This is a genomic window from Proteus myxofaciens ATCC 19692 (assembly GCF_001654855.1).
Classification (GTDB): domain Bacteria; phylum Pseudomonadota; class Gammaproteobacteria; order Enterobacterales; family Enterobacteriaceae; genus Proteus; species Proteus myxofaciens.
In genome coordinates this window covers 22,190-42,361 of the sequence record NZ_LXEN01000042.1, presented here as the reverse complement: position 1 = coordinate 42,361, position 20,172 = coordinate 22,190, and the positions used below count along the sequence as shown (strand labels likewise).

Annotated in this window: 17 protein-coding genes; 6 read left to right on the top strand and 11 right to left on the bottom strand. The window is 33.9% G+C overall.

Annotation, left to right across the window (positions count from 1 at the left end):
• From M983_RS05240 to M983_RS05220, 5 genes are all read right to left on the bottom strand, one after another.
• The coding region (locus M983_RS05240) for a fimbrial biogenesis chaperone (protein ID WP_066748140.1) at positions 1 to 535 on the bottom strand (535 nt) is incomplete at its 3' end.
• A 77-nt stretch (positions 536 to 612) separates the two neighbouring features.
• Positions 613 to 1,143 carry a fimbrial protein gene (locus M983_RS05235; protein ID WP_066748137.1) on the bottom strand — a complete coding sequence of 177 codons (531 nt, stop codon included), beginning with the start codon at positions 1,141 to 1,143 and terminating at the stop codon, positions 613 to 615.
• A gap of 194 nt (positions 1,144 to 1,337) precedes the next feature.
• Complete coding sequence (locus tag M983_RS05230; protein ID WP_066748129.1) at positions 1,338 to 1,709, bottom strand: helix-turn-helix domain-containing protein; 372 nt, start codon at positions 1,707 to 1,709, stop codon at positions 1,338 to 1,340.
• 904 nt (positions 1,710 to 2,613) lie between these two features.
• A complete protein-coding gene (locus tag M983_RS05225; protein WP_066748127.1) occupies positions 2,614 to 3,543 on the bottom strand; it encodes a Dyp-type peroxidase in 930 nt (309 codons plus the stop codon).
• Between the two features lie 414 nt (positions 3,544 to 3,957).
• Entirely contained in the window at positions 3,958 to 5,430 is a 1,473-nt protein-coding gene (locus M983_RS05220) for an anion permease (protein ID WP_066748125.1), read from the bottom strand.
• Positions 5,431 to 6,355: 925 nt separating this feature from the next.
• On the opposite strand from M983_RS05220, the gene M983_RS05215 reads away from it, so the two are divergent.
• The 5 genes from M983_RS05215 to M983_RS05195 are packed head-to-tail and all read left to right on the top strand — an operon-like array spanning position 6,356 to position 12,394.
• Positions 6,356 to 8,023, top strand: a complete 1,668-nt coding sequence (locus M983_RS05215; RefSeq protein ID WP_066748123.1) for an acyl-CoA synthetase FdrA — start codon at positions 6,356 to 6,358, stop codon at positions 8,021 to 8,023.
• A 12-nt stretch (positions 8,024 to 8,035) separates the two neighbouring features.
• Positions 8,036 to 9,301 carry a YlbE family protein gene (locus M983_RS05210; RefSeq protein ID WP_066748120.1) on the top strand — a complete coding sequence of 422 codons (1,266 nt, stop codon included), beginning with the start codon at positions 8,036 to 8,038 and terminating at the stop codon, positions 9,299 to 9,301.
• Between the two features lie 42 nt (positions 9,302 to 9,343).
• Positions 9,344 to 10,171 (top strand): oxamate carbamoyltransferase subunit AllH family protein, encoded by an 828-nt coding sequence (locus M983_RS05205; protein WP_066748118.1) that lies wholly within the window; start codon positions 9,344 to 9,346, stop codon positions 10,169 to 10,171.
• A gap of 45 nt (positions 10,172 to 10,216) precedes the next feature.
• Entirely contained in the window at positions 10,217 to 11,122 is a 906-nt protein-coding gene (locus tag M983_RS05200; RefSeq protein ID WP_066748116.1) for a carbamate kinase, read from the top strand.
• Between the two features lie 24 nt (positions 11,123 to 11,146).
• A complete protein-coding gene (locus M983_RS05195) occupies positions 11,147 to 12,394 on the top strand; it encodes an MFS transporter (RefSeq protein ID WP_066748113.1) in 1,248 nt (415 codons plus the stop codon).
• Between the two features lie 46 nt (positions 12,395 to 12,440).
• Here M983_RS05195 and allS read toward each other — a convergent pair whose 3' ends face one another.
• The 6 genes from allS to M983_RS05165 form a co-directional block, all read right to left on the bottom strand.
• A complete protein-coding gene (allS, locus tag M983_RS05190) occupies positions 12,441 to 13,355 on the bottom strand; it encodes an HTH-type transcriptional activator AllS (protein WP_066748109.1) in 915 nt (304 codons plus the stop codon).
• A gap of 367 nt (positions 13,356 to 13,722) precedes the next feature.
• Positions 13,723 to 14,544: a CPBP family intramembrane glutamic endopeptidase gene (locus tag M983_RS05185; RefSeq protein ID WP_066748099.1), complete on the bottom strand. Its 822-nt coding sequence runs from the start codon at positions 14,542 to 14,544 to the stop codon at positions 13,723 to 13,725.
• Between the two features lie 279 nt (positions 14,545 to 14,823).
• Positions 14,824 to 15,759 (bottom strand): phosphatidate cytidylyltransferase, encoded by a 936-nt coding sequence (locus tag M983_RS05180; RefSeq protein ID WP_066748098.1) that lies wholly within the window; start codon positions 15,757 to 15,759, stop codon positions 14,824 to 14,826.
• A complete protein-coding gene (locus M983_RS05175; protein WP_066748096.1) occupies positions 15,746 to 16,465 on the bottom strand; it encodes a lysophospholipid acyltransferase family protein in 720 nt (239 codons plus the stop codon). Before M983_RS05175 ends, M983_RS05180 begins: the two co-directional genes overlap by 14 nt.
• A gap of 3 nt (positions 16,466 to 16,468) precedes the next feature.
• Positions 16,469 to 17,140, bottom strand: coding sequence for a CDP-alcohol phosphatidyltransferase family protein (locus M983_RS05170; RefSeq protein ID WP_066748094.1), 672 nt, complete (start codon positions 17,138 to 17,140; stop codon positions 16,469 to 16,471).
• Between the two features lie 907 nt (positions 17,141 to 18,047).
• Positions 18,048 to 18,683 carry a response regulator transcription factor gene (locus M983_RS05165; RefSeq protein WP_066748087.1) on the bottom strand — a complete coding sequence of 212 codons (636 nt, stop codon included), beginning with the start codon at positions 18,681 to 18,683 and terminating at the stop codon, positions 18,048 to 18,050.
• 465 nt (positions 18,684 to 19,148) lie between these two features.
• On the opposite strand from M983_RS05165, the gene M983_RS05160 reads away from it, so the two are divergent.
• Positions 19,149 to 20,144: a LacI family DNA-binding transcriptional regulator gene (locus M983_RS05160; RefSeq protein WP_066748084.1), complete on the top strand. Its 996-nt coding sequence runs from the start codon at positions 19,149 to 19,151 to the stop codon at positions 20,142 to 20,144.
• The last annotated feature ends 28 nt before the right edge of the window (positions 20,145 to 20,172 follow it).

Sequence of the window (20,172 nt, the reverse complement as noted above, 5' to 3'; positions counted from 1 at the left end):
TTGGATTAGTAATTTGTAATCCATTACCTGATTGTGTAAATTGCAAAGACGCCATGCTCTGTTGTTGAGTCATCGATAAATCAGTAGGGCGATAAAACAACTTAATAATACTGCCCGTTGATACCGTCAGAGTGCCATCAATCGCTTTATTTTGTGTCATATCATCGCCATCCTTTGCAGGTAATGCCATGACTCGCAAGTAAAAAACAGATTCTTTATCATTTGCTAACGGTTGATTATCTGTTTTTAAAATACGGATTTGATTTGTAGAACCTGGCTCTAAGCGAAAAAGTGATGGCGTTACTGAGAAAGGTGTTTTCGCTTCACTACCATCAACATTTGCCAGTACTTGCGCTTTAACTAAATAAGGGTACAGAGTTTGCGAACTACTGGTTATTCCTATTGATTGACCCTGAGCTACATCTTTTGCCGTGAAAATAATCCTTGTGCTGTCTAATGAAATTCCTGCCATAGCCTGAGCGCAGACAAAGCAAAGAGACACGAGACAGATTTTTAGTAAATGATAAATTGGCATTGATACTGTTCTCCTAATAATGGGTCTTTCAATAGCAGGGGAAAAATTTCCCCTGAGATATCATCTAAATAGCTTTATTATTGAACAATATAAGCAACTAAGATTGGAGCACTGTAAGAGCCTGTTGCCGGTGCAGCTGTTGTTGATGCCATACCGACTTTAAAGTTATAAGTTGCGCCTGTTTCGCCTTGAGCTACTGCTAATTGAGCACCTTCACCATTTTTGATAGCTGTTGTGCTACCTTCTGGTGTGATCATAAAACCAACGCTGTTGTTATCGTCGCTAACGAAAAGGTTTTTGTCGTTATTCTTAACTGAAGTTAAGCCTTGAATAATTAATTGACCTGTTTCGCCATCATCAGCAGAACAATTAGATAATGTGACTGGCATTTCAATGTCACCTAATTTTGTGTTTGCAACAAAGTCACTTGCCTTTTGTACACCTAAATTCAGAACTGATTTACCGCCGTTAACAGTCACTGTACACGTTGTATTTGTGATGATGCCTTGTAAGGTAACTTCAGATGAAGCGTCGGCATTAGCATTTACGCTCATACCAGAAACTGCAGCGAATAATGCCGTTGTTAATGCGATTTTTTTAAAAGTCATTTTGTGTTCCTTTAATAATTAAATAAAACTAATATTGGTTTAATAACGCAGATAGAATAAATAATGAATAAGCTTATTGCTGAGCTATATATTTATATCGCTCAGTTATGAACTCATTAATTAAAATAATGGTTTTTCTTTATTAAAAGTAATTTTTAATAACTAAAAATAGTTGCTGTAAATAAAAGTATTAATTATTTAAATTTGCTTATCTCTTCATTATTATTAATAAATCTAGTATTTAAATAATCTGTGAAATAGTTATTGTCTTGATATTCCGCTTTTTTTTCTGCTATTGCATAAGAAACATAAGAGAAAAAATCATCAATTGAAATATCTAAACACTTTATTATGTTATACAGTTTTTCAATGGTCATATGAGACACACCATTTTCATAGCGAGATACTTGTTGTTGTGAAATACCTAATTGCTTTGCTAATTCTTTTCCTGTCATTCCCATGGATTTCCGCAATTGCATAATAATTTCACCAACTACAAGCGGAAATAAATTATCTTCATAAGAAGCTAAGCCATCATTAGAAAATGGAGTTTTACGTTTATTCATATTTTAATTCTCATGATGATAAAAATAAGAATTTTTATCATTTGAAGGTAAACAATACATCACAAGAAATAATTAACTTGTATATTTGCTTGTCAGTAAAAGTACTAGATTAATTATTTGAGATCAAATATTGACTTAAATCAATAAAATGTAAAATACTCACCAAGTGCGTATTGATTTTTTATGAAATATAAGATAAAGAACAACATTAACAATAGGTTGTAATATTTATATACCCTATGTACGAGAGACCTTTTTATTTAGCATGGTGATATACTCTGTTAGCGAGTAAATTACCCTCGTAAAAAAAGTGAATAATGCTAAAAATAATAAAATTTCACATTTATAAAACATATTTAAACATTTATACGTAAAAATCCTTAATTTAAAATATTGACTTAATTTTTTTTCTATATAAATCAATGTAATAAATTATTTTGTAATATTTTTATATTTTGTAATATTTATCTTAATTTGCGAAAATTACCAGAGAAAACCCTATTTATACGGTTATTTTGTTTTATTTTATAACCGATATGTAATCTGAATTAACTTATCATCGTCTGTAAAAAGAGGGAAAGTCGAGAGATTATACAATTAAGTATTAATCATAAGTTGGTGGGTGATTAAACAAGAATAGTTTATATTTAATACATCTCTACGTGTTAATACTTATTTTGTGTAGATGGAATAAACGTCCTTTTAATTTGATTAAGATGTTTCCGATATATATATTATAGGAATATTTCAATTGTATTTTTATATAAAAAGTGTATTTAGAAAAAATAATAAATAATGTACTAGTTAATAGAATCGAAAAGAAAATAAAAATATTACTTTCTTTTCGATGAGCTTAAATCAGAAAGGCAAAAACCATCACAATGATGGCCTTTAGTTAGGATTTTTATTCTAAATCATCTAAAAAATCAGGTGTTGGAACAAAAAAGAGTGTTCCAGTAACTGCGGTACTGAATTTAAGCAACATATCAGTATGACCTTCTGGTGTACCTGAAAACATGTTTCTTAACATACGATTTGTTGTTGAAAAATAGCGGGCATAGCCAATAAAGTAAGTACCATATTCATTTTTAGATGGATTTGAAAAAGGCATATTAGCCCTTACAATTTTAAGATCCTCACCATTTTCATCTTGGATATTAGTGACAACATTATGAGAGCCCGGCTCTTTTTCTTCATCTGTTAATTCCACATCATTAAATTTATGGCGTCCAATTACTTTTTCTTGCTCAACAAGTGATTGTTTTTCCCATGCATCCATATTGTGGATATATTTTTGTACAAATGCATAGCTTCCACCAGTAAATTGTGGATCTTCATCACCTACAACAGCATAAGACGCTCTTTCATCTTCAAATTCTGGATTTTCAGTACCATCCACAAAACCAATAATAGAACGTCCATCGAAATATCTAAATCCATGAACTTCATCAACGGGTGTAACAATATCTTTTAATTTTTGGCTAATAATAGAGGCTAATTCATAACAAGCAGAAACCTTTAATGCTCTGATATGGAAAAAGAGATCGCCAGGTGTTGATACTGCGGTATAAACATCACCTTTTATTGCTTTAAATGTATTTAGTTCTTTGGGTTTTGCTTGATTTGGAAAAAGTCTTGACCATACATTAGCACCAAATCCCATTACACAACTTGTTTCTAATTCAGGGAATCGTGTTCTCATGCTACGTAATAGCCCTGAAAGATTATTACATAAATCAATTAATACAGGTCGAGTTTCTGGTGTATCTTTGAGGTTAAAAACTAAAAAGTAGGCATTCTCACAAGGTGATTTCGTGACATCTTGGTATTTCATGGGGGTCCCTAAATGACGAAGAGTAAATAATAAAATAGTACTTATAAATATGGTTTTTAGTTTTACACCAAATCACGACTATTTACAAAGTGACTCTTTGATCTAAACCCTGAAATTTATAAATAAAAAGAAAAGATCAGACTTCCTTTTCAATAAGAATAAATATGTAGTATAAATGAATAAAAAAACAAAAATAGAAATCTGACACTATTAGAAAGTATCTATATATTATTTTGCATTTTTAGTCTTAATTTAACTTATTTTCACGATATGGTGATATTGGTATATAAGAGAATAGAGTGTGTAAAAAATCATTATCAATCAGAAGCTATTATTATTCAGAATGATACGTGGAGTTAGCTTTATAAGATGCCTAGCTTGATGTAGGCATCTTATAATTCGGGCTAAAATCACTTACCAAAAACCTAATACTTTCCACCATAAACTACCGATAGTTAGCCAAACAATAAGGTTTACAACACTCATAATAAAGCCTGTTTTCCACCATTCTCCTAATGTTGTGTAACCTGAGCCATAAATAATAGGTGCTGTTCCTGTACCATAGTGTGTTAATGACATCATTAATGAGGATGAAAATGCTAATGTTAATCCTAATAGCATAGGTGGCGCCCCTAAAGTTAAGCCTGCTGCATAAAAGGCTGCAAACATAGCGGTAATATGTGCTGTTGTGCTAGCAAAGAAATAATGAGAATAAACATAGATAAGCACTAATAATATCATTCCACTTACCCAACTAATTCCCATATTATCAATGCTATTACCCACATTGATGGATAACCATTTAATTAATCCTAGTTTTCCTAAAAAAGAGGCCATCATTACTAATGCAGAAAACCAGATAACGGTATCCCACGCACCTTTATTCTTTAAAATATCATCCCAGCTTAATACACCGCTACACAATAAAACAGATAGGCCTATAAATGCGGCTGTAGTTGCATTTATACTGAATGCATCGCCAAATAATAAAGCGGGAATACCTGCCCACATGATTAAAAGCAATCCAAATACAGCTAAGGTAATTTTCTCAGGTAATGTTAAAGGCCCTAGTTTTTTTAAATGCTCCTTTGCAAAATGAGGTGCGTCAGGTGTTTTAGTTATTTCTGGTTTATAAAGAAAATAGATAATAATCGGCATTAAAATTAATGAAATGATGGCAGGTAAAAAAGCAGCGGTAGCCCACATAGCCCAGGTAAGTTCATTGTCTGGGTTTGTTTCACTAATAATTAGGCTTACGATTAACGGATTTGGCGCTGTTGCGGTAATAAACATCGCAGAGGTAATAGGATTAATATTATAGTTAACCAAAGAAAGATATTTTCCAATTTTACCGCTAGTACCATCATCAGCTTTTGAACCAAAACTATCAGCAATAGAACGCATAATAGGGTGAATTATGCCACCACCTCGCGCAGTATTACTGGGAGTTACAGGTGCTAAAATAGTTTCAGCAATAGCTAAAGAATAGGCAATCCCAATGGTTTTCTTTCCAAAAAGTGAAATGAAGTAATAACCAATTCTTGCTCCTAAACCTGTTTTATTTAGACTCATGGATACCATTATAGAAATACCAATTAGCCAAATAAGATTATTTGAAAAACCACTTAAAGCATCATCAATAGCTGCTTTTGTTGAATGTGGATTGGTGACACCGGTTAATGCAACTAGCGCGATAGCAATAATTGATACAGCACCAATAGGAAGCGCTTTACCAATAATAGCAGCGATGGTGCCCACAAATAAAGCTAATAAATGCCAAGCATTAGGATCTACACCCTCTGGCACTGGAATAATAAACCAAATAACAAGAGTTATAGCAGTGGATATTAATGTGGGGATAGGTCGTAATGGCGTTAATCTATTCATTGAGTTATTCCATTAAATACAGGTAAAAAAAGATAATTATAAGAAAAAAATTGATGCTATATATTTTTATTAATGATAATCCTATTAACATTTGTTTAATTAATCGTTGACTGATGTCATAAAATTAAAAATATTTTATATTTATTTTGTTAAAAAATAATTTATTCATATAAATATAGTTATTATCATATAATTCAATTATCTAATTGTTTTGTATGGTTATTTTAAATTTCTTAAAAATAATTTTCGATAGGAGAAATGGGCTGGAAGCTAAATGTTTATCCATTGATAGATTTACTCTTAAATATTGTTTTTTTAGTTAAGCTTACTAAAAAAATACTTTTTTGATTATTGTTTATAGAGCTTTATTATAGTCCTATTTTGTTTTTTTGATTATCATTTATAGAGCTTTATTGTAGTTCTATTTTATTTTTTTTAATAATTATTATAAATAAAAATATTATTATTTGTTTTTTAGATATGGATATAAATTTATCTATTTTAATTAAGTTTTTATTTATTGATGACTGTTATTTATTTTGCGATGTTACACTTATGTTTATTTTTTATTAAACACCTTGTTTTATAGTGGTTTTTACATTATTAATTGTTAAATTAAAGTTAACTCTATTGCCGTTTTATATTTTAATTTTTTATAAATTAAAAAATTTGTCTCATTATAATTTATTTAATAAATGATGCGGGATTGAATAAAAATTTTTTACAATAAATAAGTGTGACTTTAGTCACTCTACATTTCGTTATTTATTGAGTATGTTTATAAGCAGAGATTAAAACATAATTAATTTAAATATTTTATTTAATATTGCTTAAAAACATAAGCAAATAGGTTTCTATTTATCAAAAAAACAAAATGTAAAAAGATATATGTCATACATATATTAAATGCATTAAGGATATCATAATGATCCATGCTTTTATTAAAAAAGGGAGCTTTCAGGATTCAGTTAGCCTGATGATAATCTCCCGAAAATTAAGTGAAGCCCCTGAAGTGGAAGAAATTTCCGTCATGATGGGTACACCAGCGAATAAATCTCTGCTTGATGTCACCGGTTTCTGGCATGACATCTTTAACGATGCAACACCAAACGATATTTGTGTTTCAATTAAAGCTGAATCTGATGATCCTGCGATTATCGACATGATCTCTAGTGCTTTAGAAGAAGCACTGGCTGATATTGCTAATGGTCAAAAAAGTGGTAATAAACTGACTACAGTTCGTAGTTGGCGCACCGCTAAACAGAAAAATCCAAATGCGAATATGCTACTTATTTCTATTGCTGGTGAGTATGCGGCTGAATTAGCAGACACTGGTTTAGAAGATGGTTGTAATGTAATGCTTTTCTCTGACAACGTCTCTATTGAAGATGAAAAAGCATTAAAAGAAAAAGCCTCATCAAAAGGGCTGATTGTCATGGGGCCTGACTGCGGTACTGCAAATATCGCAGGTGCGCCACTTGCATTTGCTAACATTGCGCCACAAGGTTCAATTGGCATCATCGGTGCTTCAGGCACGGGTATCCAAGAAATCACTTCTCAAATTGTTTTACAACGCCAGGGGATCTCCCATTCTATCGGATTAGGTGGTCGTGACTTAACTGAACAAATTGGCGGTATTAGCGCAATCACAGCAATTAATATGCTTGCCGCTGATCCTAATACTCGCGTCATTGCTTTTGTTTCAAAACCACCAGCACCCGCAGTTCGTCAAAAAATCATTGCTGAAATGAAACGTCACAACAAGCCCATTGTGGCTCAATTTTTAGGCACAACACCTGAAAAATTCCAAGATGATAATATCTATTTTACTCGTACTTTAGATGAAACTGCACGTATTGCAGCTGAATTAGCCCGTGTTGAAGATATTGCAGCAGAATTACCAAAAGTTGCAGATAAAAAAATTATCGGACTTTATGCAGGTGGTACGTTAGCTGCGGAATGTGCCATGTTACTTTCTGAAAAGCTGAGTATTGCTGTGGATAATGAACATAAGCAAGGCACAATGCTTGATGCTGATGGTCATAAAATTATTGATATGGGTGATGATTTTTATACTCAAGGTAAACCACACCCAATGATCGACCCTTCTACACGTAATAAATTTATCAGTGAATTAAGTAATAGAACAGATGTTGGTGTATTACTCGTCGATTTCGTTATTGGTTATGGTGCAACACAAGATCCCGCTGGTGCTTTAATTCAAGAAATTAAAAAGCTCAATGAAAAACGCGGTGAAGCAAATCCTCTCATTACGATTGCCACAATAACGGGAACTGAAAGCGATCCACAAAATCGTAGTGAACAACAAAAACAGCTAAAAGAAGCGGGCATCATTGTCATGGATACGCTACCAGAGGCGGTTTTATTAGCTAAAGAATTAATCCAGCCACATCCAATTGAAGTACACGCCGATACCTCACCTCTTCTAAACGGGATCTCTGTTATTAATGCAGGATTACGTAGCTTCGCAGATGATCTGCAATCAAGTGGTACAGCGGTTGTTCATTATCAATGGGCGCCTGTTGCAGGTGGTAATAAAAAACTGGCTGAAATATTAAAGAAATTGAAATAAGGAATTGCAGATATGTACACAACTATCGAACAAGCGAATGAAGCTGTTATCGAGCGTATCCGTGAAGCGCGTCCTCACTGGTGTGATGTAAGCTTAGCGAAAGAAGTCGTTCCACAATTAGAAACAGGTAAAAAATTACTGCATGCAGGTCCACCTGTAACATGGGAAGAAATGAGTGGCCCTGTGCGTGGTGCCTGTATCGGTGCCTCATTATTTGAAGGTTGGGCTAAAGATGAAGCTCAAGCATTAGCCATGTTAGAAGCAGGTGAAATTGAATTTATTCCTTGCCATAACGTTAATGCAGTAGGACCAATGGGTGGGATCACTTCTGCACATATGCCAATGCTAGTGATTAAAAACCACGTTCATGGTAACTATGCTTACTGCAATATGAATGAAGGTATTGGTAAAGTGATGCGTTTTGGTGCTTATGGTCCTGATGTTCAAGAACGTCTACATTGGATGCGCAATAGTTTAGCGCCAGTCTTAAAAGCGGCGTTAGCAACCATTGAAAATGGTATTGATTTGACTGCAATTATGGGTCAAGCAATTACTATGGGTGATGAATTCCACCAACGTAACATCGCTGCATCTGCATTATTACTACGTGAATTAGCACCTATTCTCACAACTTTAGATTTAGCTGATGAAGAAATCACAAAAGTTACTAAATTCTTAAGCATTACAGATCAATTCTTCCTGAATTTAGCAATGGCTTACTGCAAAGCAGCTATGGATGCAGGCGCACAAATTAAACAAGGTACTATCGTCACGGTAATGACCCGTAATGGTAGCAACTTTGGTATCAAAATTAGTGGGATGGGTGATACATGGTTTACAGCACCTGTTAATACGCCACAAGGTTTATTCTTCTCAGGCTTTAGCCAAGCAGATGCAAACCCAGATATTGGTGACAGCGCAATTACTGAAACATTTGGTATCGGTGGTGCTGCGATGGTAGCAGCACCTGGCGTCACTCGCTTTGTTGGTGCATCTGGTGGTATGGATGCAGCGCGTGAAGTAACCGAAGAAATGGCGGAAATCTACCTTGCTCGCAATATGATGCTACAAATCCCAACATGGGATTTCCAAGGTGCATGTTTAGGATTAGATGCACGTCGTGTTGTTGAAACGGGTATTACTCCGCTTATCAATACAGGTATTGCGCATAAAGAACCGGGTGTTGGTCAAATCGGTGCTGGTACAGTTCGCGCACCTTTAGGTTGCTTTGAAAAAGCGATTGTAGCATTAGCCGAAGAATTAGGCATTGATGCTTAATTAGGCACGCTATTAATTATTAGCACAGCAATAGGGGGCAATATGCAAATTCAAGCGCTTCAAACTAGCCAACATATTCCACATTTTGATGGTGAATTAAAATGTGTTGGTATTTACGATCACGCGTTGAATTTCATTTGCCCTCAACAACGCTTACTGACTTTTCATCGAGAAGGCAGAGGATTAAGTCCAATGGGATGGCTATTGGCACAAGATGACTTTGATTATCTCGCTAAACAGTGCCATCCGTCATTGACTATAAAGATTAAAGATAGGCAAATTACGCTGGCAAATAAACTCGTATTATGTGCAGGTAATATTGAGAATTTGCGAATAAAAGATAAAGCGGAATTAGATTTACGCTGGTTAGAAAGTTTTTTTTCTTTGCTATCACCGACGATTGCAACAGGGCTATATGGACCTTTAAAAAATTACCGTCAAATAGCGCAAATCAGTGAAATTAAATTATTTACTAAGCTATTTCAGAATCAATTAGCAGGTAATGCAGTTAACTGGGCAATGTTTATAGGTAAAGGCCCCGGATTGACGCCAAGCTCAGATGATATGCTGGTTGGCATGTTATTTGCGCATTATTTAGTAGAGCCTGAAAAAAGTCTTAGTTATTTTTTTAATGAAACACTACCTTTATCGTCACTCACCACGATTGTTAGTAAACATTATCTGGAATACGCCACACAGGGAATATTTTCTACCTATTTAATTCAGTTAGGAAAAAAAATAAAAAATAAAGAGATTATTTTTAAGGATATGTTGGAAATTCTCTCTATTGGTCATCATTCTGGCGCAGATACATTATTGGGATTATGGATGGGTTATCAAACTAAACAACAAGAACAGCGTATTAATTAATCTTTTTTTATAAAAATTAATATAAACATTCGGATACGGATAATTATGAAAACAATTGTTATTGCGTTAGGCGGAAATGCATTATTACAGCGCGGGGAAGTTTTATCAGCTGAAAATCAATATAAAAATATTGAATTAATGTCGGAAACCATTAATAAATTAGCGCAAGAATACCGTGTTGTATTAGTACATGGAAATGGGCCGCAAGTCGGATTACTTGCATTACAAAACTTAGCTTATCAAGCCGTTCCAGCTTATCCATTAGATATTTTGGTAGCTGAAAGCCAAGGTATGATTGGTTATATGATGATGCAAAAAATCAATCAAAATAACCCGACACAAGAAATCACAACGGTAATGACTCGCGTTACAGTCGATATTAATGATATTGCTTTTTCTGATCCTAGTAAGTTTATTGGTCCTATTTATGATGAGGAAGAAAAAGAAAATTTAATCGCTCAATATCGATGGACATTTAAAAAAGATGGAAAACATTATCGTCGTGTTGTGCCATCACCTACACCGAAAAAGATTATTGATATCGAAGCAGTAAGACTTTTATTAGACAAAGGTCATATTGTTATTTGTGGTGGCGGTGGCGGTATTCCTGTTAATAACACAAATAATGAATTTATTGGTAGTGAAGCTGTAATTGATAAAGATTTAACGGCAGCTTTGATTTCTCGTGAATTAAATGCAGAACACTTTGTTATTTTAACAGAGGCTGATGCTATTTATAAAAATTGGGGAACACCAGAACAAGCCGCTATTCGTGAAGCTACACCAGAAGAACTTGCACCAATGGCGGTTGCTGATGGGGCAATGGGACCAAAAATCATGGCTGTCAGTGATTTTGTAAATGCAACAGGCCAACAAGCGCATATAGGAGCATTACAAAATATCCAACAGGTTATTGAAGGTCAGTCTGGCACTTTAATTTATAAGTCTTAATTAAATTCTTTCAGGAGCGTCATTATGAACGATGCACAAGTGAATGAGAGTAAAGGCAAAGTCCCTTATTGGGTCAAGCTGACAATAATCTTCTTCTTTGGTTGGATTGCCCTTTATGGTAGCCGTGCTATTGTTGGCCCATTAATGGTGAATATTGGTGCTGAATTTGATTTAACCAAAGCACAGCTTGGTTCAATCATGAGTATTTTCTTTATCGGATATACTGCATTAAATATTCCATCAGGCATTATTGGAGATTATTTAGGTAAGAAAAAAGTCTTAGTTACAGGGGTTATTCTATTTGGCGGGTTTACCATTATTGCGGGTATGATGCCAACTTACGTTACCTTTATGTTTGCATGGGTAATGGTGGGGGTTTTCCAAGGTTTCTATTATGGTCCACAATATGGTTTATCTTCTGAGGCGATACCAAAACACCGTATTACATTAGGTAGCGCGATTATTAATAGTGGTATGGCCTTTGGTCTATCAATTGGGTATTACATCTCAAGTATTTCAGTTGGTGAAATGGGAATGAGTTGGCGTACTCCATTTTATATTATTGGTGTACCCATTATTATTATTGGTTTAGTAATGTTATGGATAATCAAAGATAAGCCAAAAAACAAAGTACCAGCTGATGCTAGCTCAGACACACCAAAACAAAAAACGAAATTAACGTTTAAAGACTTGTTTGGTAATCGTAATATAAACCTCGCGTACGTGACTATTTTTTGTTCTATTTACGGTTTCTTCGTATTAGTAACGTGGTTACCATATTATCTTGAAACAGAGCGTGGTATTACAGGTACTCAAATCTCAACAATTGCTTCTTTAATGCCATGGTTTGCTATTCCAGGTTCACTGTTATTTAGCTGGTTCTCAGATAAATTAGGTCGCCGTAAACCTGTCCTACTTATCATGTTACCGCTTTCTTTAGTCGCTATTCTTGCTGTACCTATGTCAGAATCAATGCCTGTCTTAATTGGTGCACTGATTCTTTATGGTATTGTGGGTAAAATAAGTACTAACCCAGTTTTAGTCGCCGTTGTAGCTGATAACTCACCTCGACATGCGTTAGGAACATCCTTTGGGGTTTATAACTGTATCGGTATGTTAGGCTCTGTTTTTGCGCCAACATTAACAGGCTTTTTATCAGACAAAACAGGGAGTATGGATTCAGGATTCTACTTCGCTGCTATCTTAATTTGTATTGGTATTGTGGCGAGCCTTTTCATTAAAGAAAATCCACAAGCAGAAGCTGCAAAATAATCTCGATTATTTAATTATTATTGGGGCAAACTTTGGTTTGCCCTTTTTAATTGAGGGGATCATAAAAAGATTGCACACTAGGATGGCCTTGTTGAAATAATTCCACTAAATAACTGACAACAGCCCCTTTTTTATCTTCACACCAAGCTAAAGATAATGGTGAATTATGACGTCTATTTTTGACCTCTTTAGCAATAAGTTGCCCACAATCTATTAATGGTTTGCATAAACTTAGTGGCAAAAATCCGATACCGACCCCTTTTAAATGACATGCAAGTTTTGTATGTAAATCGGGGACACGAATCTCATGTTGTCCTGATAATCGCCACGCTGTGCGTTTTGAAAGGTGACGTGAAGTATCCTCAACATTTACCGCTGAATACATTCGCATTTGATCATCACTAAGTACACCTTCAATATCTGCAAGTGGGTGATTAGGTGCAACAACAAATTGCCATTGAATTTCACCCATTGCACTAATATTAATATTATTCTTAAGCGATTCATTTCCTGTAACGCCGATAGCGAAATGGTAATCTTCATTAATTAACGCATCCCAAACACCCATATAGACTTGACGAGTAATATGAAATTGTGTTGATGGAAAACGTTGGTGAAGACATGCCAGCATACTAGCCACTGCCGTTCTATCATAAAGTAGATTATTAATGACAATATTTACTTGATGCTCAACACCTGCATTCATTTGTTGTAGTTCAATAGGCATCGATTCTAGCCAAACAATCCATTGGCGGCATTTTTCTAATAAATATTCACCTGCTGGAGTGAGTGTGACTGTTCTTGTTGTACGATTAAAAAGTTGTGTTCCAATATTTTCTTCTAACGTTTTTATTCGATAACTAATTGCTGCTGATGTTTTATGGAGCGCATCGGCTGCTTTTGTAAAACTTTGGCAGTCTGCAACCTGTATAAAAGTGCGGATCATCTCTTGGTCTAACATATTTTTATCCTGGTGGTAAAAGGCAAAGTATCAGCAGAAAATGTGATTTAGATAGTGTTGCTCACAATAATAGCCATGCAACTAAGCTTATCTATTTTTTTTATCAACAATACAGTGAAGTGAGGTGACTTATAAGCACCTTTTTTTGTTCTGTGTGGTTTTTTATATATTGTATGAAATTTTGATTATTTAAAGACAAGCGAATAAACATACTAACAAAAAACTCATCTGTTGATGGGGCTAATCAGAATTTATGTGGTTTAATAATGTGATGGCTTTCACGTTTCACTCTTCATTTTTATTTATTGGCGAAATTAACCATAAAAAAGAGTGAAACGCGAAGGTAACTACTACAATAAAAAGATAATTAAGCTATTTTAAAGGGGTAAGTAAATAGCAATAAGTGCATAAGATTAAGTGCAAAATGAAATATTACGGCAACCCAAAGACGTCCACTCCACATCCACGCTAACCCATATATTATTCCTGCTAATAACGCAAAAATAACTAGCAATAACCCACCCGTAAAATGTGCTAAACCAAAAAGTGTTGCCGCTATAATAAGTGCGACATAAGGTGGTAAATAATGAGATAAATACTGCTGTATAACCCCTCGGAATAATGCCTCTTCAGCTAGGCAAACGAAAAAGAGATTTGCCAAAATAAAAACAGGTAACCACTCTGGCCAATGTGGTTCAATAGCTAATCCACCGAGAGCGACAGCAAGAAATAAAAGGGCAGGCACGGCAAGACAAAGTAACCCCCATTTTAATTTGCTGACTTTTTTAAGTGGTGTACACACAAAAAGCATAGGTGTGAAAATAAGCAAAATAAAAGGTAATAATGCTTTATCTGTATTTAAATAAAAAGAAAATGGAGCACTATGTATTCCTAAAGATGAGCGTGGAATGTAACGCATATTGTTAAAGCCAGGAATAAAGTGAAATGTTAATCCACTGGCAATAATGATGAGTGTAAGAATAATCGCTGCGCGAAGATACGGCTGTGTTTTATAGCGAGAGTAAGCAAATGCTAAAAGAATAATAATGAAAATAACAGGAAGCGCTTGCCATGTAATAATTCCTGCTATGAAACCACTCATCGCAGTTATTGCTAATGTTAATAGTGATAATGAACGATTAAACCCTAGTAAAAATAAAGAAAGAGCAAGAAGTAGCCAAGTTGTCATAATTATCAATAGTTAAGTGTAAAAAAGAGACGTTAGGGTAAAAGATAGCTCACGTCTAAGCCACTATAATCGATCAAAATAAGTCATTTTATTAGCATCTAAAAAGAAGAGGGTATCTAATATTTTGAAATATAATATAAAAAATAGTATAGATTTTTCATCTAATTTTGAAACAAGCGTTTAATTACATGAATGATTATGACATTAAGTATTATTGATTATTATGCCGATGTCTTCACCATCGGCATAACGAAAAAAGAGAACAACTGGCGATTATAGTTATATATAGAAATAACGGAGAACATGGAAGAAAATAGGGGCTGCAAAACAGAGTGAATCCATTCTATCCATCATGCCTCCATGACCTTCTATTATTGTACCAAAGTCTTTTACACCACTGTCTCTTTTAATTGCTGACATACATAATCCACCAGCGAATCCTGCTAAGGTGATGACTAAAGAAAGTAAGAATGCCGCCCACCATGTAAACGGTGTTGCCCACCAAAGCATCATTCCAATAAGACTTGCTGAAAGAATTCCCCCAACAAAACCTTCTATTGTTTTATTTGGGCTTAATTTCGGCACAATAGGATGTTTGCCAAAGAGTTTGCCAAAGACATATTGCATAACGTCTGAAACTTGCACCACGATCATTAAAAAGAGTAATAAGTTAATATTACGCCCTTCGAAACCCTCAATAGGTAACATTAATAGTGCTGGTGCATAGCTTAGGCAATAAATAGCAATCATAACACTCCATTGAACTTTAGCCATTCGTTCTAAGAAATGGTGAGTATCACCTGAAAGTGCCATACGAGTTGTTATTAGTAAAAAGGCATAAACAGGGATAAATATCGCCATTAAGCTATACCATTGTATGCCAACAAGAATATATTGGATTGGTAAAACAACAAAGAAACACCAGAAAAGAGCTTCATGATCACCGCGATGCGTTGGTGTTAAGGTAATTAATTCACGCAGTGCTAACCATGAAATTAAAGCAAAAAGTATGACAGAGCCAATAACACCAATACTAATCGCTATAGCGGAAATAATGCACATTACCCACCAAGCCTTAATTCTAGAATTAAGGTTAGTAATAGTTGATGTTGGGCCTTTTATCGCTGAAAGAATAAGCCCGATAATACTGGCGATAAGTAAAAATGAAAAAAGGCCAATAAAAATCCAAAGAATCTCATTATTAACGTGTGCCATCGTGTAACTCCTCTAACGCATTTTTTGCTCTTATAAGAAAATCTTGCTTACTTTCATTTTCATGGGTAGGCGTAATGGGAGCACCAAACATGGCAGTACAAATAATAGGTACAACTAAACGTGATCCTTTAGGTAGAACTCGATTTAAGTTTTCAAGATAAATAGGGACAAGTTGCACGTTAGGATTATTACGAGAAAGATGCCAAAGACCTGCTTTGAAATCCTGAATAGAATCCCCCGTATTTCGTGTTCCCTCAGGAAAAAGAATTAGAGAATCGCCTTTATCCAGAATATTTTGCATAAGGGATATGGCATTCGTTTTATTAGATGATGTGTGTTCGTTATCTACTTTTATTTCTTTTTTGACATCATTTTGAACATTTTCATCGTGAGGTTGAGATTTAGATGCATGACGAGGAATCAATATAGCGCGGAAAATACGGCGAGATAAATAACGACGTAATCGCGTTTTTTTCCAATAATCTTCAGCCGCAACAGGATGAACATAAGGGCGAATATTGGGTGCAAGACAAGACCAAATAACTAAGCCATCAAGATGGCTAGAGTGATTAGCATAATAGATACAAGGTCTATCATTAGCAATAGGTGAGGTTTGTTTTGCCCTAACTCCCGTTAAGAAGCGGCAAATAGAAACTAAAACTGATGATACTATTTTTGCATCTAACGCTAGCTTTCCATTTTTCATTAATCAGATACCTTGTGATAAATCTCGTATAATCCTGCGAGTTCTGAAAATTGTAGTTAATATTGAGCCTAAAATAATAATCCATAATGAGGTCAGAAATAACCATGCTCCCCATGTTATCGGAATAAATGCAGTAATAATGGCAACTAGTGTAATTAATGCCATTCTATGTTGTTTCGCCATGGGGCCTGTAAATTGTTGTTCAAGTCCACAACTGCCACCTAAAACACGAACATAGGCTGTCAACATCGCAAAAAAAGAAGCTATCCAACCTAGAGTTGCAGCTATAGGAAAATAAGCAGATAGGCCATAACCAATACCGATAATAATAAATGTATCTGCAATCCTATCGGGTAACTCATTATAAATTGCGCCAGAAGGACTTTTCATTCCCCCTTCTACCGCAACCATTCCATCCAACAAATTACAAATAAGTCGACCTTGGATCATCATTGCACCCAAAATAAGGAGTAGTGCATAAAGGAAGGGAGAATAAGTAAAAGAGAAGAAAAGAGCAAAGAAAAGGAATAAACCCGCCACAGCGGCAAATAAAATGCTAAACAGTGAAATTCCATTAGGCGTTGCACCTTTTTTTTGTAGCCAGCGACTACAATTTGTTGCCCAACTCGCGTTTCTTGCTTTAATCGGTCGCCGATTTTTATCTTGATTGTTCATATTCTTTACATAAAAAATATTATCGATAAGCGTATCATAAGACTATTTAGCGAAAGAGAAAATAAGAATAAACAGATAAAAATCTCTAATGTGTTATATTTTTATCTATTGTTTTATCAAATAGCAAAATGAGTTAATTTAGTCATTAATAATAAAGAAGAAAAAGAATTTAGGTATTGTTACCTATCTTTATTTTGGAGAAAATAAATAAATTATTTACCAAAATAAACAAAGTTTAATATAAATACAGATTGATCACTTAATAAACTATATATTATATTAATTGAACTATTGTTATATAATCTCTATTGTTAATATGGTTATTGTTACGTAATTATACATAATTTCGATAAGTAAATCCTAAATTAAATTATCATATTTTATGATTAATATATTGATCTAAATCTAAACAAAAATCGCACACTCATATTTTGTGTATCTGTTCTATAACATTTTATATTTTTTTACCGTTTTTGAAATTTGGATAATTTTTATAAAAAAATAAGTTATAGTATCTAAATGACTTTAAATAATAATAAGTATAAATTTCAAAATGGAAATAATTTTCATCTTAGATGAAATTGTTTATCAATTCTTAATTGAACCATTAATTAAAATAGTCATTCTTACACCTAATTATTGTTGATTTTTTGGAAGAAGAGATATACATAAATTAAAGTCGATGACAAGAATAAAAGGGATGTATCAATAATAGATAGCAACCCTTTCTATGGTTGAATAGAGCTTAGCACATGAGTTATTTCCATATTCTATGCTAATTATTTAGCACAATTTTGTACAAATACAGGGCTACTCTCATTAATAATTAATAATGAAATTTGAAATGTTATATTATTGTATCTGTAGATAGATTATATCTACTGAAAAATAAGTATCACAAAATAAATTAGTTACTTTTCAAGTCATATTTTTTAAAGAAATCATATTCTTGAACTAATTGTGGTAGTGATCTTATTTTTAATTTAGTGTACATATTTGAACGATGTACCTCTACGGTTCTTGGTGATAAAGACAGCTTTTCTGCGGCTTCTTTACTTGTGTTTCCATCAAGGATCATCTCCATTACTTCTTTTTCTCTATTTGAGAGTTTACCAAATTTATCTTTCAGAGAAATATATGTCCGAAACTGTTCAACTTCGCTTTCATAATGTAGAAAAGACTCAGAAACAATATTAAGAAGTTCATTTACATTGAGTGGGCGAGTTAAATATTCAAAGGCACCTGCTCTAAATGCGCATCTACAACTTTCAATTGAAGTATCTCCTGAGATAATAATAACAGGGATGATGTTCTTCAATTTATTCAGTTCCTTAACAAGGGCAATAGACGGTGATGCACTATTTTTTGTATTAATGATAATACATTCTTTTTGAGCCCCTTTAGTAGAACTAAAATAATATTTTAAAAACGCCTGTTCACTAGAATAGGTTTTTACATTAGCCGCTAATGAAGAAAGTACCGCTTTAAGTTGAACTTTTGTACTGTCATCTTCAAATGTGATCAGGTGAATAATTGATTCCATACGTTGCTCCTAAGTTTATTCAGTCTTATCTAAGAGTGAATGTGAAACGAAATCTAACCAATAAATATATTTTTGTGTAGGGTGATATTCACGTAACGGAGCGATATTAAGAATATCAAAATGAAAATTTAATTATTTTATATAATCTATTATAGATAAAATATCATAACTTTGTTTTGCTTCAATGCTTGTGCATTATAAATAAGGTCATATTTACAATATTAAGATTTAAAGAATATTCCTATAAGCATTCTTAAATGTAATTGACTTTTAATGTAAGTATTTATAACTATTTTTTACTTGTATAGTAAGTGAAAAGTAATATATCTCGCTTTTTATGATTATTTTAATCATTGAAACCCTTAGTTATAACACAATGGTTTTATAGATTTTATTCTTTATTTCTAGTAAAATAGATTACTATTTCCTTCTACTAACACTAACTAAAATTATTGAGCCAATATTATGGCGTCCTTAAAAGATGTTGCCCGACTTGCATCTGTATCCTTGATGACAGTCTCAAGAGCAATTAATAACCCTGAGTTATTAAAGCCGGAAACGTTAAAACAAGTTCAACGTGCTATTGATGAACTTAACTATGTTCCAGATTATTCTGCACGAAAAATAAGAGGACAAGGCACAAAAGTTTCCTCTATAGGTGTGTTAGCGATTGATACCGCAACAACCCCATTTTCTGTCGAAATAATTTTATCCATAGAGCAAACTGCACGTGAATATGGTTGGAGTTCTTTTGTTGTAAATCTCACGGCACAAGATTGTTATGAACAAGCTATATGGCAACTTTTGGCTCAAAGACCCGATGGTATTATTTATACCACGATGGGGCTTAGAGAAATTTCCGTTCATGAAAAGTTGCGTGATAAAAATGTCGTTTTAGCTAACTGCTTAGATAAAACGCACGCTTTTCCTACCTATATTCCTAATGATTATGACGGCCAATATTTTGCTATTAAAAAAGTAATAGAAAAGGGTTATCGTAATCCGTTATGTTTTTATATCCCCGCAGAAGCCGTTGCTGGACCTATTCGTCGTAAAGCTGTTGAAGATGCTTGGCAAGATGCTGGATTGCCTTTATCTGCACTACGTCAATATACAATGCTATTTGGTGAAGAACACTATCGAGACGTTATCGGTATTTTAAAGAAACATTGCCGTTATCAAAAAGCTGATTTCGATGTTTTAATCTGTGGTAATGACCGTATCGCTTTTCTTGCTTACCAAGTGTTACTTTCAATGGGAATACGAATTCCTGAACAAGTTGCTGTTTTAGGCTTCGATAATATGATTGGTACGGGTGATTTGTTCTATCCACCATTAACAACCGTACAACTTCCCCATTATGAGTTAGGTAAAGAAGCGACGTTACATGTTATTCAACAGCGAAAACATCGCGATACAATTCAAGTTCCTTGTCAGCTTGTTGAACGTGAGTCTATTTAAGCAGACCCACGTTTTTATTATCTTGGAT